The organism is Pseudoduganella sp. UC29_106, assembly GCF_044055365.1.
Classification (GTDB): Bacteria; Pseudomonadota; Gammaproteobacteria; order Burkholderiales; family Burkholderiaceae_D; genus Rugamonas.
Window position 1 is genome coordinate 1,819,830 of the sequence record NZ_CP171977.1, and the last position, 15,224, is coordinate 1,835,053.

The 15,224-nt window shown below is 61.1% G+C and carries 12 protein-coding genes and 3 pseudogenes; 14 read left to right on the forward strand and 1 reads right to left on the reverse strand.

Annotated features, from left to right (window positions below; all coding sequences use genetic code 11):
- The first annotated feature begins 86 nt into the window (after positions 1-86).
- From ACHMW6_RS09440 to ACHMW6_RS09505, 14 genes and pseudogenes are all read left to right on the forward strand, one after another.
- Positions 87-896, forward strand: a complete 810-nt coding sequence (locus ACHMW6_RS09440) for an oxidoreductase (protein ID WP_395406854.1) — start codon at positions 87-89, stop codon at positions 894-896.
- Between the two features lie 63 nt (positions 897-959).
- Positions 960-2,036 (forward strand): alkene reductase, encoded by a 1,077-nt coding sequence (locus ACHMW6_RS09445; protein ID WP_395408567.1) that lies wholly within the window; start codon positions 960-962, stop codon positions 2,034-2,036.
- A gap of 4 nt (positions 2,037-2,040) precedes the next feature.
- Entirely contained in the window at positions 2,041-2,466 is a 426-nt protein-coding gene (locus ACHMW6_RS09450; RefSeq protein ID WP_395406855.1) for a hypothetical protein, read from the forward strand.
- Positions 2,463-3,469, forward strand: a pseudogene (locus ACHMW6_RS09455) (NADP-dependent oxidoreductase). The gene ACHMW6_RS09450 and the pseudogene ACHMW6_RS09455 overlap by 4 nt, the downstream one beginning before the upstream one ends.
- Before the next feature lie 70 nt (positions 3,470-3,539).
- Positions 3,540-3,998 (forward strand): DUF2147 domain-containing protein, encoded by a 459-nt coding sequence (locus ACHMW6_RS09460; protein WP_395406856.1) that lies wholly within the window; start codon positions 3,540-3,542, stop codon positions 3,996-3,998.
- A 149-nt stretch (positions 3,999-4,147) separates the two neighbouring features.
- Positions 4,148-4,768, forward strand: coding sequence for a TetR-like C-terminal domain-containing protein (locus tag ACHMW6_RS09465; RefSeq protein WP_395406857.1), 621 nt, complete (start codon positions 4,148-4,150; stop codon positions 4,766-4,768).
- Positions 4,769-4,880: 112 nt separating this feature from the next.
- Positions 4,881-5,855 carry an enoyl-CoA hydratase/isomerase family protein gene (locus tag ACHMW6_RS09470; RefSeq protein ID WP_395406858.1) on the forward strand — a complete coding sequence of 325 codons (975 nt, stop codon included), beginning with the start codon at positions 4,881-4,883 and terminating at the stop codon, positions 5,853-5,855.
- Positions 5,837-6,778: pseudogene (locus ACHMW6_RS09475) on the forward strand (alpha/beta hydrolase); the annotation flags it as partial. The gene ACHMW6_RS09470 and the pseudogene ACHMW6_RS09475, both read left to right, overlap by 19 nt.
- Positions 6,779-6,984: 206 nt before the next feature.
- Positions 6,985-8,289 (forward strand): class I adenylate-forming enzyme family protein, encoded by a 1,305-nt coding sequence (locus ACHMW6_RS09480; RefSeq protein WP_395408568.1) that lies wholly within the window; start codon positions 6,985-6,987, stop codon positions 8,287-8,289.
- Positions 8,286-9,064, forward strand: a pseudogene (locus ACHMW6_RS09485) (SDR family oxidoreductase). Before ACHMW6_RS09480 ends, ACHMW6_RS09485 begins: the two are co-directional and overlap by 4 nt.
- A 404-nt stretch (positions 9,065-9,468) precedes the next feature.
- A complete protein-coding gene (locus ACHMW6_RS09490; RefSeq protein ID WP_395406859.1) occupies positions 9,469-9,816 on the forward strand; it encodes an OmpW family protein in 348 nt (115 codons plus the stop codon).
- Positions 9,817-9,830: 14 nt separating this feature from the next.
- A complete protein-coding gene (locus ACHMW6_RS09495; RefSeq protein WP_395406860.1) occupies positions 9,831-11,495 on the forward strand; it encodes an FAD-dependent oxidoreductase in 1,665 nt (554 codons plus the stop codon).
- Positions 11,492-12,496, forward strand: coding sequence for an NADP-dependent oxidoreductase (locus ACHMW6_RS09500; protein ID WP_395406861.1), 1,005 nt, complete (start codon positions 11,492-11,494; stop codon positions 12,494-12,496). Before ACHMW6_RS09495 ends, ACHMW6_RS09500 begins: the two co-directional genes overlap by 4 nt.
- Before the next feature lie 110 nt (positions 12,497-12,606).
- Positions 12,607-14,967: a hypothetical protein gene (locus ACHMW6_RS09505; protein ID WP_395406862.1), complete on the forward strand. Its 2,361-nt coding sequence runs from the start codon at positions 12,607-12,609 to the stop codon at positions 14,965-14,967.
- On the opposite strand, the gene ACHMW6_RS09510 is transcribed toward ACHMW6_RS09505, so the two are convergent.
- Entirely contained in the window at positions 14,852-15,211 is a 360-nt protein-coding gene (locus ACHMW6_RS09510; RefSeq protein WP_395406863.1) for a hypothetical protein, read from the reverse strand. The genes ACHMW6_RS09505 and ACHMW6_RS09510 overlap by 116 nt on opposite strands.
- Positions 15,212-15,224: the final 13 nt, after the last annotated feature.

The window sequence follows — 15,224 nt, forward strand, 5'->3', positions numbered from 1 at the left end:
TTTTTTTTGCCAAGGAATATGATGGTTATCATATTCTGTGCCACTTCAGGCGCTGAAAAGCGTCCATTGAATTGAAAGGAAACACCATGAAAAACAAGATTGCGCTGGTCACAGGAGCCTCATCAGGAATCGGCGAATCCACCGCAAGGCATCTGGCTGCAGCAGGCTATACGGTATACGGCACCAGCCGCCGCGGCGCGCAAGCGGGCCAGCGCGGGTTCAACATGCTGGCACTGGATGTGACTAGCGATGCCTCGGTCGAAGCCGCTGTCGCAACCGTAATGCGACGGGAAGGGCGCATCGACCTTTTGGTGAATAACGCGGGTTTCGGTGTTGCACCGGCCGGGGCCGAGGAAAGCTCAATCGAACAGGCACAGTCCATCTTCGACACGAATTTTTTCGGTGTTATACGCATGACGCGTGCTGTGCTGCCGTACATGAGAGCGCAGGGAAGCGGTCGCATCATCAACATCGGATCCGTGTTGGGCTTTCTGCCGATGCCATATGGGGCGCTGTATGCCGCCAGCAAACATGCCATCGAAGGCTATTCGGAATCACTGGACCATGAGTTGCGCAATTGGGGCATCCGGACGGTGGTCATCGAACCGGCATACACCAAGACGCCGTTCGATGCCAACTTCCTGGAACCGGACGCGAAGCTCGAAGCCTACCGGGAAGTGTGTGCTGCGGTGAATAAGCGTGTGCAGGAAGTTATGGCGGGCGCCGAGGGGCCGGAAGTGGTGGCCGAGGTCGTGCTGAAAGCGGCAGAGGCGCCGATACCAAAACTGCGTTATACCGCCGGCAAAGTCGCAGGGCGGCTGCGCCTGCTGCGCACTTTTGCTCCAGCTGGCTTGCTGGATTCCGGTGTGCGCAAGGATCTGCGGCTGGCGTCGTGAGCCGCAACCATTGGCTGATGCTGACGAACGGGCATGGCCGCCCCTACTTATCTGAGGATAAAAATGCTACTTGAACCCTTCTCATTGCGCAGCATCATGCTTAACAACCGCGCCGTGATGTCGCCGCTCACACGCAGCCGCGCCGTCGACAACAATACGCCTAACAGCTTGATGGCGACCTACTATTCACAGCGCGCAAGCGCCGGCCTCATCATCACAGAAGGGACATCGCCATCGCCAAATGGGCTGGGGTACGCGCGGATACCCGGCCTCTTCAATGATGAGCACGTGCGAGCCTGGAAACTTGTGACGGATGCAGTCCATGCCGGTGGCGGCAAGATCGTCGTGCAGCTTATGCATACCGGTCGCGTCAGCCACACGGCTAACTTGCCGGCCGGCGCAGAAGTGGTGGGGCCGTCCAGCGCGGCCTGTCCAGGCGAAATGTGGACGGATGCCCAAGGTAGCCAGGCGCATACGCCGCCACGCGCGATGAGCAAAATCGACATTGAATCAGCCATCCATGAGTTTGCAACGTCAGCACGCCTGGCCATCGATGCAGGATTTGATGGCGTCGAGTTACACGCCGCGAATGGTTACTTGCTCGAGCAATTCCTGAATGCCAATGTCAACCTGCGAACGGACGAATACGGTGGCACGGCCGAACGGCGCAACCGGTTCGTGCTTGAGGTGGCGCGCGCTGCCGCAAAGGAAATCGGGTCGGAGCGAGTTGGCATCCGTTTCTCGCCCCATGGCGCCTTCAACAGCACCGGCGCCTTTGCCGGAGTGGATGAGCAGTATCAGGCACTCGCAAGGGAGCTTTCTGCGCTTGGCCTCATGTACATGCATGTCCTTGATCATTCGGCGATGGGTGCGCCCCAAGTCCCGGCCAGGCTGAAGGTTGATCTGCGAACTGCGTTCAATGGCCCGTTCATCCTGGCGGGTGGATTCGATAAGCGCAGTGCGGAGCAAACTTTGTGGGACCGGCGCGCCGATCTGATCGCGCTGGGCCGGGCTTTCCTGGCGAACCCGGATCTGGTCGAGCGCATGCGGCAGGACGCGCCGTTGAACACTCCCGACCCTGACACGTTCTACACGCCGGGAGCCCAGGGCTATACGGATTATCCGACGCTGGCAGGCTAATTCCATGAAGCTTACTTTTCGGAGTCTTGCAATCCTGGCGGCGCTGCTCTTCTTCTGCCTGGCGTTCGTATGGATGTTTGCGCCCAATCTGCTGCTGTCGGATTGGGGTGTCGAATTGACATCGTCGGTGGCAATTATTGGCCGCCGCGCCTCGGCCTTATATGCGGGTATCGCCGTGATGTTCTTTGCCGCCAGAAACGCAGAGCCATCGCCAGCCCGATCAGCATTGAGCAAGGGTTTTATGGTCGCCTGTCTGATGCTGGCTGTGCTGGGCGTTTTTGAGCTCACCGCAGGCCATGTAAAGCCAGCCATTTTGATCGCCGTCGCTATTGAAATCGCGTTCACACTCGGCTTCCTGTATGTGGGCTATGCGGTGCCCGCGCATTCTGGAGTCCAAGGAATGACCTCGCTGCAAAGAAAGAAAAGATGAAAGCACTTATCCTGAAACGTTATGGCGGACTAAACCAGGTCGCGCTGGCCGACATCCTCCGGCCCACAATCAAGCCGGACGAAATTCTCGTCCAGGTTCATGCTGCGGGCCTGAATCCGATCGATTACATGATTTCGAAGGGAACGTTCAAACCCATCCTCCGCTTTCAGCTGCCTGCCGTGATGGGGAGTGATCTGTCCGGTGTTGTGGTCGAGGTTGGCAGCCGGGTGACGCGCTTCAAGCCGGGAGATGGAGTCTTCGCCAGCATCTTCGATCTGGCTGGTGGCGCGCTCGCGGAGTATGTGGCTGTACCCGAGAGCGCTGCTGCGCTTAAGCCCGCCAATCTCGACTTCGTGCAAGCGGCTTCGATTCCGATGGTTGGACTGACGTCATGGCAGGCGCTGAAGGAACGCATGCAGCTGAAGCCCGGCCAGCAGGTATTCATTCCGGCAGGTTCCGGTGGGATAGGCACATTCGCGATTCAGCTTGCGAAGCACCTTGGCGCAAAGGTTGGGACGACCACGAGCACGGGAAACGTGGAACTGGTAAGAAGCCTGGGCGCAGATGAAGTGATCGATTACAAAAAGCAGGAATTTGAAGAAGTGCTGCGGAACTACGATGCGGTGCTGGGTACCACCAGGGGCGACGCGCTCGAGAAGTCTCTTCGGGTATTGAAACCCGCAAGCTCCGTGGTCTCCCTGATCGGTCCACCGGACGCTGCTTTCGCACGTGCGCGCGGCATGAACGCCTTCATGACCTTCATCTTTGGTTTGCTGAGCCGGAAAATCATCCGCCTCGCGCGAAACGCGAGGCTGAATATTCCTTCCTCTTTGTACGCCCGGATGGCCGGCAACTTGGCCAGATTGCTGAGTTGCTGGAAGCGTCGCGCATCCGTCCGGTAATTGACCAGGTATTCCCGTTCGAGCAGGCGAAGGAGGGACTTGCCTATCTCGAAAAGGGGCGCGCCAGAGGAAAAGTCGTTGTACAAATGGTGAGTACGTAGCAGCCATCAGCTTTAGTCACGGCGTGCGCGGGCTCGCCAGTAACAAACCTCAATCATGGAGACCTTTGCTATGCATACTTTGAAACAGTCATTTGCTGTCGGACTAACGTTGGCAACGGCATTCCTGTCGTCGGCAGCGTGGGCTGACGATACATCACCCGCAGGTCTGTGGAAGAACGTCGATGATGTGACGGGCAAGCCAAGGGCGCTGATCCGTATTACCGAGTCAAATGGCGCACTTCAGGGCAAGATTGAAAAGGTCTTTCCCGCTCCGAACGAGAGCCAGAATCCGAAATGCGAAAAATGCGAAGGTGCAAACAAGGACGCACCGATAATCGGCCTGGTCATATTGAGTGGGCTGAAAAAAGACGGCGATGAATACAGCGGTGGTCAGATCCTCGACCCGGACAATGGCAAGACCTATCGCAGCAAAGTTCAGTTGAGCGAGGGCGGCAAGAAACTGAGCGTGCGCGGATACATCGGAGTACCAATGCTGGGCCGATCGCAGACCTGGGTACGGCAGGAATAGGGGGCTGGAATGGCGAGGGGGCATGCTATGATAACTTTGTTATAGTTCTGCTCCCAATCCAAATGACCCCTGCCGACTCCCTCTCGGACCCACGTACGCGCCTTGTTGAAGCCACTATCCGATTGCTGGCGAGGAGCGGGCCATCCGAAGTGAAAGCCCGCTCCGTATCGAGCGAAGCAAAGTTATCCACCATGGGAGTTTATACCCACTTCGGCGGGGTGCCCGAATTGCTGCAGGCCGTGGCCGATGAGGGCTTTAGCCGGCAGGCGCTGGTCTTCGGCAGGCTGCCGCTGACGGACGACCCGATGGTCGACTTATGTGCAATGGCGTTGGCCTGCCACGACTTTGCGCGGCGTAATCCCCATCTGTATGACCTGATGTTCGGACTGTCTATTCATGGCCGATACAGCCCGTCGCGCGGAACGGTGGAACCCATTCTAAGTGGACAGTCAGCATCCTTTCGCACGGCCTACGCCTTCCTGCTCCAGGGCTGCGCACGCCTGGTAAATGCCAAGTGTGTGCGCAAGGCGGATCCAGATTTCATTGCGCTGCAGTTCTGGAGTGCATTGCACGGCTTCATTATGCTGGACCTTGCCGGACACTTCGCTCACACGGCTTCTCCTTCCGCCGACGTGCTGGTGCCGATGTGCGTGAACCTGGTCGTCGGGCTTGGGGCGAAACGCGATAAGGCAGAATCCTCTGCCGTCGGGGCCCAGGCAATGTGGGCGGCTAATCAAAGCAGCAAAAACGGCAAACCCCGCAACAAATAAGTGACCGCCGCAACAAATGGTGCGGCTGTCGCCTTGAATTCGGAAAATAACAGTGTTATTGTTAAGTATAACGATGTTATTCTTATCGGCAGTTGACTAGAGGAGACAAGACATGAAGAACACAAAGATCCGCGCCGGCGGGTTAGAGGTGGAGAGCCGTGGCGCAGTGTTGATTGTGCGGCTGGACGGCGGCCCACACGGTCTGATGGGGCTGGAAATGGCAGATGGGCTGGCGGCGTTTATCGACGAGATCGAGTCCGATCGTTTGGTCAAAGCTGTGGTGCTCACGGGAACACATCCGGGACGATTCATCGGCCATGCCGATGTACGCTGGCTGCAGGAGGGAGGCACCACGCTGCCAGCTATCGCACGTGGCATGACGTCGGCGGTAGCTCGCACTGCCGCCACTGTCAGGCGCATGCCGCTTGTCGCTCCAGTGGCTTTCATTACGCCGCTGGGCGGCGCCATGCAGCTCGACAAGCTGCACGAGACTTTCATGCGCATGAACCGTTGCGATGTGATTTTCATCGCCGCCCTGAATGGCTCGGCGCTGGGTCTTGGCAGCGAACTGGCCCAAGCCTGCGATGTGCGCTTGATGGCAGATGGCGACTACTTCATTGGGCAGCCCGAAGTCCTGCTGGGCATTCCGCCCGGCGGCGGTGGCACACAACGGCTGACGCGCCTGGTCGGCGCCCATCGCGCGCTGATGATGATGCTCGAAGGGCGGCCCGCGTCACCGGCCAAGGCCCTTGAAATCGGCCTGGTCGACGAGGTGGTGGCTCCCGACGAACTGATGGAGCGCGCGGTGGCGTTGGGACATTACCTGGGATCACGCCCACGCGACGCCATCGGCACCATCAAACGCGCGGTCTATCTCGGCGGCTCGATGTCGCTGGAGGAAGGCATGCATGTGGAGCGTACCGAATTCATGTCAGTGCTGCCGGGCGATAGCGCGCAGTCGTTGATGATCGAGTACATGGAGCGCACCGAGCGCGACGGCGACTTGCCCTTGTACGACCCGGCCATCTACGACAAGGCACTGAAGTATGGCCACTTTCCCTTCACCAGCAGCCAGACTTCCGAATAGACGCCATGCACGAGACTTCCAACAAATTTATCCGCCGCGATATTCGCTTCAGTTCAGGCGAAGCGTTCTGCTCGGCATGGTTGTATCTGCCAGTCGGAGTCGAACGGCCGCCGGTGGTGGTGCTTGGGCATGGGCTGGGCGCCGTCCGCGAAATGCGCCTGGACGCCTATTGCGAACGCTTCGCCGCAGCGGGAATCGCGACACTGGCCTTCACTTACCGTTATTTCGGTGACAGCGGCGGTGCGCCGCGCCAGTTGATGTCGGTGCGGCGTCAGCTCGAGGACTGGGATGCGGCGCTGGATTTCGTCAAGGTCTGCCCGGAGGTCGATGGCGGCCGCGTTGCGATCTGGGGCAGTTCCTTCGGCGGAGGTCACGCGATCCAGGTCGCCAGTCGTCACCCCGAGCTGCGCGCGGCGATCAGCCAGTGCCCGTTCACCGATGGATTTGAGTCGGCTGCTGCATTGGGTGTGCGTGCCTCGCTGCGGATGACGCCCGTGGTCATGCGGGACTTCGCTGCGCGACTGTTTGGGCGGCCGCCGGTAATGGTCCCGATCGCGGCGCTGCCTGGCCAGCCGGCTTTGATGAATGCTCATGACGCCTTGCCCGGGTATCTGGCACTGATGCCAAAGGGGCTGACTTTTATCAACCGGGTGGCGGCTCGCGTGATCCCGGAAATTGTCAGCTACCGCCCCGGCCGTCGTGCAGCCAAAGTCAAGCTGCCCATTCTGTTTTGCGTCAGCCGGACCGACACTGTGACGCCGCCGGAACGCACCCTGGCAATGGCCGGCCGCGCACCGCTCGGCGAGATCAAGCTCTACGACTGCGGCCACTTCGACTTCTACCTGGGCGAGCACTTCGAACGGGCGGTGTCGGATCAGACGAACTTCCTGTCGCGGCACTTGCTCGCGCGGTCAGCACATTGAGCGGCGGGACTAAACAACGTCTTCTTTGAAAGAGTAATGATGCGATTTTCCAAACTTCCAGATATGCGCGCGGCGCAGGTACCGGCGGGACCTTGCATTGCCGATGCCACGACCAGCCTGTCTAACAGCGACTTCCATTCAAAGGTGTTGGTGGCAGCCGGCTCTTCTCCGAACTCGGCATCGGGGCGGGCGATGTGGTGGCCATCATGCTGCCGAACCAGGTCGAGTTTGTGGTGGCGATGTTTGCCGCATGGCGGCTGGGTGCCGCCATCACACCGATCAACCCAGCCCTCACGGCAACTGAAGCGATCCATCAGATGAGCGATTCCGGCGCGAAGCTGCTGATCAATGTCAGCGGTGTGGCAGTGATTGACCATGTGCAGGCGCTGCCTGCGGCCGCGCTGAATGGTGAAGTGCAGTATGGTGCCAAGTATGCCGCGCAGCCGGCCGATGATGCGGCTGCTCTCGCGCTGCTGATCTATACCAGCGGCACCACCGGCCTGCCAAAGGGCGTGATGCTGGATCATGCCAATATCGAAGCGATGGCGGACATGTCGCGCCAGGCCATGCAGATCGCATCTACGGATCACTGCTTGCTGGTGCTGCCTCTCTTCCATGTCAACGGCATCGTTGCCAGCATCCTCACGCCACTGTCGGCCGGCAGCCGGGTCACTATCCGTACGCGCTTCGACATCGAGACGTTTTTCGCCGATGTCGAGCAACTGCGGCCTACGTACTTTTCGGCCGTCCCGACCATCTATGCCTTGCTCAACGCCTTGCCCGAGCAAGTGAAGCCGGACGCTTCCAGCTTGCGTTATGGCATTTGCGGCGCGGCGCCAGCATCGGCCGAATTGCTGACGAGCTTCGAGTCGCGCTACGGCTTCCCGCTGGTTGAGGGCTATGGTCTGTCGGAGGGAACATGCGCATCGACCATCAATCCCTTTAATGGTGTACGCAAGGCCGGAACCGTGGGAGTGCCGTTTCAAGGCCAGCGTATCGCGATCGTGGATGCCAGTGGCCGCCGCCTCGCGCCTGGTGCTACGGGGGAGGTGCTGGTGCAGGGCCCAAACGTCATGCGCGGCTATGTGGGCAAGCCGGAAGAGACGAAGAAGACCATCGTTGACGGCTGGCTGCACACCGGCGATCTCGGGCGCATCGATGCGGACGGATACCTTTCCATCGTCGGGCGCCTGAAGGAAATGATTATCCGAGGCGGGGAGAATATTTATCCCAAGGAAATCGAGGATGCGCTGACCGCCGCGCCCGGTGTGCTGGAAGCAGCGGTGATCGGCGCGCCGCATGAGACTCTGGGTGAAATCGTCATCGCCTATGTTGCCTATCGTGCTGGGCATGCCGGCACGCTGGCGGAACTGAACGAGCACTGTGCAGCGCGCTTGACTCGCTACAAGCGGCCGGCGGCTATCCATGTTATTGGCAGCTTGCCCAAGAACGCCGTCGGCAAGATCGACAAGCTGAAACTTCGCACTATGTGGGAACAGCAATCAACATGAAGAGGCCGGCGATCTTCGTGACTGGCGCTGCTTCCGGAATCGGCCGCGCCTGTGCCGAACTGTTTGCGCAGCGCGGCTGGTTTGTCGGTCTATACGACCTGGATGCGAAAGGCGTGGCCGGGGTCGCCGCCACGCTGGGCGAGGGCAATGTTGTTTGTGGCACGTTGGACGTCAGGGATTCCGGCGCATGGGAGCGGGCGCTGGCACATTTCTGGACGCATAGCGGCCACCGGCTCGATGTGCTGCTCAATAATGCGGGCGTATTGACAGCCGGGCATTCGAGAAAGTGCCGCTAAGCAGGCACCGCGCAATGCTGGATGTGAATGTGGACAGCATGATTGTCGCTTGCCACAGCGCCTTCCACTATTTGCAGCAGACGCAGGGAGCACGGGTGATCAACATGGCGTCGGCCACTGCGATCTATGGCCAGCCAGAGCTGGTGACCTACTCGGCAACCAAGTTCGCAGTGCGCGGATTTACTGAGGGGCTTGACCTCGAATGGAGCCGGTATGGCATCCGCGTCAGCGACATTTGGCCGAGCTTTGTGAAGACCGGAATGGCTACTGGCTTCGACCGCATCGCCAGCGCCAAATCACTGGGCATTCGACTGACCCCAGACCACGTCGCTGCCATCGTGTGGCGATGCGCAACAACGCGGCGACGCATCCACAAAACACATTGGACCGTCGGTCTCCAGGCCGGATTGCTCTCTCTCGGCAGTCGCATCGCACCGACGGCAGTCACACGGTGGATCGTTCGGAAATTAGCACTATGAACCATATAAGAAAAAACGACATTCGCACCATAGGAGACAAAATAAAATGCAAGGCAAGAAGCTTATCACCACCGTTGTTGCAGCGTTTCCAGCTGCATTGAGCTACTGCGGCGCCGTTCAGGCCGATGACCAGGAGAATAACGTCGTCAGGATTGGATATGCCAACGTCCATTTCAATCTTCAATCCGGCGATTTGACGGGACCACCGGGAACGACGCCGCCGGGGTCTTCGAATCGGAGCCAAGGACCTGGACATCCTGGCGATCAGCTACGAACGGCGTCTCTCCAGCAGTTGGGCGCTTCAGTTCCAGGCCGGTATCCCGCCAACGCTTACAGCTGTTGGGGCAGGGGCCGCGACGCCGGTAGGAACTGTCGCAAAAGCACGCATCTGGTTTCCGACCGCTATGGTGCGTTACACCTTTGCCGACTTTGGGGCCATCAAACCATATGTGGGCATAGGCATGACCTACACGTTTTTCACCGAGCAGCAGTCAAGTCCAGCCTTTACGGCCGCACTTCAAGGTACCAACAGTTCGATCAGATTGAAGAGCGATTGGGGGCTTTATGCGAGGCTTGGATTTGAGTATCCGATTGACCAGCGCTGGTGCGTCAATATGGAATATTCCAGGTTCCGCCTGAAAACATCGGCCGCGGTTGTTACGCAGACGCCTGGCTTCGGGCCCATCACACGGCACGTCGCTATCAAAGACTCTCCGCAAATCTTTGGCCTGACCTTAGGGTATAAATTTTGACAGGCATGACCAGGATGGCATTCGACTTTGACTGGCTGGTGATCGGCTCGGGCTTCGGCGGCAGCGTCTCGGCGCTGCGCCTGGCGCAAAAAGGCTATCGCGTGGCAGTGTTTGAGCGTGGCCGGCGCTTTCGCGATGAAGACCTGCCCAAGTCGGCATGGCAACTGCACAGATTTTTATGGGCTCCCGCAATAGGCTTTAGGGGCGTCCTGCGGATGAAAGTGTTTCGCCATATCTTTTTTCCAAGCCAGTCCGGTGTCGGTGGCGGCAGCACGGTATATGGCGGTGTGCTGTACCGTGCCCGCCCGGAGTTTTTCGCAAACGCCCAGTGGCGCGAGCTTGCTGACTGGAAGGCGCTATTGCGGCCACACTACGATACGGCTGAACGCATGCTTGGGGTGCAGACCGTTCCATTCGACTCCACCAATCAACAGCTCGCCCGCGAGATGGCGCGACACTTCGGTGGCGATGATGGATTTGCCCGTTCTCCCACCGGGATATTCTTCGGCGAGCCGGGCAAGACAGTTAAGGATCCCTACTTCGGTGGTGAGGGGCCTGACCGCACGGGCTGTACGCGGTGTGGCGCTTGCATGGTGGGTTGCCGCACTGGTGCGGTGAATTCACTGGGGAAGAACTATCTGTGGTTCGCAGAGAAAGCTGGGGCTCAAATCCTGGCGGATCGCGAGGTAGTTGATGTCTGCCCGCTCGGAGCGCCCGATGGCAGTGAAGGCTACCGTGTGACCACGCGGCGCCCCGGAGCATGGTTCGCCACGAGTCGCGAGACTTTTACGGTCCGCGGAATTGTTTTCGCGGGTGGCGCATTGGGTACCAACGAACTTCTGGCCAACTGCAAGCTCGGCGGCTCGCTGCCCCGCGTCAGTGATCGTCTCGGGGAATTAGTGCGGACCAACAGCGAGTCTGTTCTCAATGTGCGCTTGCCTGCGGATCTCAAGACCTGGAACGATGTCACCGCCAGCAGCAGTGTGCATGTCGACCAGAATACCCACATAGAGTTTCTCACCTACGGGCGCAAGGCCGACTTCATGAGTCTGATGTACACGGTCCTGGTTGGCAATGGCAACCGAGTGACGCGGCCATTAAAGTGGCTGTCCAATATCGCCTTGCACCCGCTCCAATGGCTGAAGACCGTGTGGCCAGTCGGCTGGAGCCGGCACATGGTGACGCTGCTGGTGATGCAGACTTTGGATAACGCCATTGCGCTGCGACCCAGGAAGCGTTGGCTGGGGCGCGGCTACCGCCTCGTCACCGAGCAGAATCGCGACAAGCCAAATCCCACCTACATCGACGTGGCCAATAAGGCCGCCCAGTGGCTGGCGCGGCGTACCGGGGGCATCGCCCAAAGCAATGTGCTCGAAGCGCTGGCTAACATTCCGACGACAGCCCATGTGCTGGGCGGCGCCGTCATCGGTGCCGACGTTTCGACCGGTGTGATTGATCGGCATCTGCGCGTGTTTGGCTACCGCAACATGCTGGTCTGTGATGGCGCCGCGATGCCTGCCAACCCGGGTGTCAATCCAGCGCTCACGATCACCGCATTGGCCGAGTATGCGATGGCGCAGATTCCTGAAGTGCGTCCGGAGGGAAAGTACCAAGGCCGCAGCGCGTCGCGGTCCGCAACATCTGCATTTATGGAAGTCGAACACTGGAGAAACAAATGAAGGCATTCGTAATTGATCGTTATGGCAGTAAGAGTGTGGTTCACGCCGGAGAGATGCCGGAACCGGAGTTGCGAGACGATGATGTGCTGGTCCAGATCCACGCTGCCAGCGTCAATCCCCTGGACCTGAAAATACGCAGCGGCGCGCTCAAACTGGTGTTGCCTTACCGCTTGCCGCTAATACTCGGGAATGATCTGGCGGGGGTGGTGGTGCGTGTGGGGGCGCGCGTGCGGCGTTTCAAGCCCGGTGACGAAGTGTATGCGCGGCCGGCGCAGGAACGCATTGGTGCTTTCGCCGAATACATCGCAGTACGCGAGGATGCGCTCGCGCTCAAGCCGAAGACGCTGAACATGGACGATGCCGCGTCGATCCCGCTGGTCGGCTTGACTGGATGGCAGGCGCTGGTTGAGAAGGCGAACCTCAAGAAGGGGCAGAAAGTGCTGATCCACGCAGGCTCAGGCGGCGTCGGCACTTTTGCTATCCAACTCGCAAAGCAACTGGGGGCCCATGTTGCTACGACAACCAGTGCCGCCAATCGCGACTGGGTTAAGCGCCTGGGCGCCGATGTGGTCATCGATTACAAGCAGACAGATTTCGATACCATGCTCCACAACTATGACGTTGTGCTGGACACTCAGGGCGGCGCGACGCTCATGAAATCTGTCCGTGTACTCAAGCGGGGTGGCAGGCTGATTTCGATTTCCGGCCCGCCTGATCCAGACTTTGCCAGGGCGAGCGGGGCGTCGTGGTTCATCCGGCTGGCAATGGGCATGCTCAGTTACCGGATCCGCAAGCTGGCCAGGCAGCACCACGTGAATTATGCCTTCCTGTTCATGCGCGCGGATGGCGAGCAGTTGCGCAGCATTGCTGAGTTGATCGATGCTGGGGTCATCCGACCGGTGGTGGACAGGATCTTTCCTTTCTCAGCCACGCCGGATGCGCTTGATTATGTTGAGACAGGCCGGGCCAAAGGCAAGGTTGTTGTCAAAGTGAATACTTAGGCAAACTGGCCTAATTGCGGAAAAGGCGGGGAAACCTGCCTTTTCTTTCCCTCTGGGGCCAGGCTGCCCTGCTTGATAATGACAACTCAACCTATCAAGCGAGAGCCCTCATGCAAGCAAACCTGGACCAATCTTTTGAAGCAGACGATCTGGCAAGCCCGCACGAGGAGGAGCTCGCGCGTCCGGCGCGTGCCGAGGCGGAGCTGAAGGCGATCCAGGAAGCGATTGCGCGTGTGGAAGCCGAGGCGAAAGCCGCTTGCGCCGCCGAGAGCCGCGCCCATGCCGAAGCCCGTGCCCGTGCGCTGGCGGAAGACCGCGCCGCAATGGACGCGGAAGCCGCAGCCGCAGCGCTGCAGAATGCCCAGGCCGCAGAAGACGCCATTGCCGCCAACCGCGAGCGCCTGGAAACCCTGCGTGCCGCCGCATCGGCCAGCGTGGCCCGCGTGGAAGCGGTCAAGATGGAAACCGCCGAACTGCGCGCCCGCGTGGAAGCGGATATTGAAGTGCGCAAGGCCGCCGAAACCCGCGCCAGGGCGGAAGAGGAAAGCCGCCGCCGCGCCGCCGAGCAGGTGGCCGCCGAGGTGGAACTGACCGCCAAGGCCACCCGCGCCACGGAAGAATTGATGGCCCAGACCGAACAGGCGCGTCTGCAGGCTGTGGAGCGCGCCGCCGCCGTGCAGGCCGCAAAGGATGAAGTCGTGAGCATCGCGTCCGCCGATGCGCGCATGGCGACGCTGGCCCGCGAACGCGAGCGCCAGGCGCACGGCGCCCGCCAGACCGCGCAGCAACTGGCCCAGGCGGAAGCCGAGGCCCTCGAAGCGACCCGCCAGCGCGAGCGCGCCGACCAGGTGGTGCTGGAATCGTCGTTCAAGCGCGCCGCCGCTGAAGTGCGCGCCGCCGAGGACGCCCGTGCGCTGGCCCACCTGGAGCAGGAACGCGAGGCGATCGCGCTGGCCAAGGCGGAATCCGACCGCAGCGCCGCCGCATCGCTGCGCCTGCGCCTGCAAACCGAGAAGGAAATCCGCGACGCGGCCCAGCACCGCGAGCGCCTGGAATCGATGGCCGCGACCAGCGCCCAGGCCCGCCGCGACGCGGATGCACGCATCATTGCCGCCACCGAGGCGCGCATCGAAACCGACCGCCAGCTCTACGCCGTCGCCATGGCCCGTGTGGAAGCCGAGCAGCAGGCCGACTTCGACGCCCGCACAAAAGTGGAAGTGGAAGCCGTGGCCCTGGAGCAGGCCAAACTGCGTCAGGCTGCCGAGCTGGCCGCCGCCGAAGCGGCCCGCACCCAGACCGGGGAAGAACAGCGCGCAGCGCAACTGGCCGACGAGCGCGCTGCACTGGCCCGTGCGTCCGCAGCGCTGATCGCTGAACAGACTGCGGCGGAGCAGGTGGAACTGGCTGCGCAGGCCGAGCAGGTCGAGGCGCAGCAGGCTGCCAATGCGCTGGCCCAGGAGAAAGCTGCCGTTGCCGCCCGCCTGGCGGACGCCGAGCGTGCGCGCGTGGCTGCCGAGCAGGAAGCGATTGCCGCCATGAAGAACCGTATCGAGGAAGAAGAGCGCGCAGGCGCGGCGGCTGTTGCCCGCGCCGCGGCGGAGGCGGAGCAGGCGGAAGCTGCGCGCCGCAAGGCTGCTGCGGAAGCTGAGCTGCAGGCTGCGGCTGCGGCCCAGGCTGTGGCGACCCGTGGCCTGGCCGAACAGGCTGAGGCGGATGCGGCGGCCCAGGCGCAGGCGGCACAGGCCGTCACCGCACAAGCCCGTCTGGCGGAAGAGCTGGGCAAGGTGCAGGCGGAACGCGCTGCTGCTGAACAGGAAAAGGCTGCCGCGGCGGAAGCGCTGCTGGCGGCGGAACAGGAATTCGTGGCCGCCGAGCGCGCGACGCTGGCGCTGATCGATCAGAAGCTGGTGCAGCAGCGCGCGGCCAACGCGGCCGAAGTGCGCGCGGCCAAGGCGATCGAGGGACGCCTGGAAGCGGAGAAGGCGCTTGCCGCCAGGGCGCAGGATCGTGCCGACGCCGAGGAAGCTGCGGCGCAGGCTGGGCAGGACAAGCTGGCGGGCCAGCGCGCGCTGGTTGAAACCGCCCAGGCGCACGCCGAGATGCAGCGCAAGCTGGCCAATACGACTGCGGCCATGGTCGAGGCGAAGAAGGAATTGCTGGCGGTGGAGGCGCGTCGCCAGCAGGCGGCTGAGAAGGCGCTGGCGGGCATCCAGGCCAAGGTGGCTGTGGCCAGCGCGGCAGGATCGGCGGCCAACGTCGGCGCCTGCGCGCCGCTGCAGTTTGACAAAACCCGAGGCCCAAAGCTAGTGGCTGCCACGATGTGGCAGCCACTTGGGTTACGCCTCGGGTTTGGGTTTAAGGCGTCACCGTCACCCGACCGACAAAGTACTCGCTATCGCCAAAGCACTTGCTCGGCACGCCCTTATGCTGGGCATAGGTCAGCACCACGCGCTTGCCTGCGGCGGCGCTGAGCTGGGCGGCCAGCACATCATCGCGCACGGTGAATTCAAACTTCTCGGGAATCGCTCCCGGCATCGAGGACAGCAGGATCTCGCCCTCCCACGTCTTGCACAGCCATCCGCGCTTGGAAAACTTTTGCAGATAGCCGGCGCGTTCGCCCTCGGAATACGAGTAGTGCAGGGCGATCCAGGTATAGGCCGCGGCCAGCAGGATGAGGCCGAGCAGCAGGCCCAGGACAATGGTAATGATGCGCATGGTTCCCCGAGGG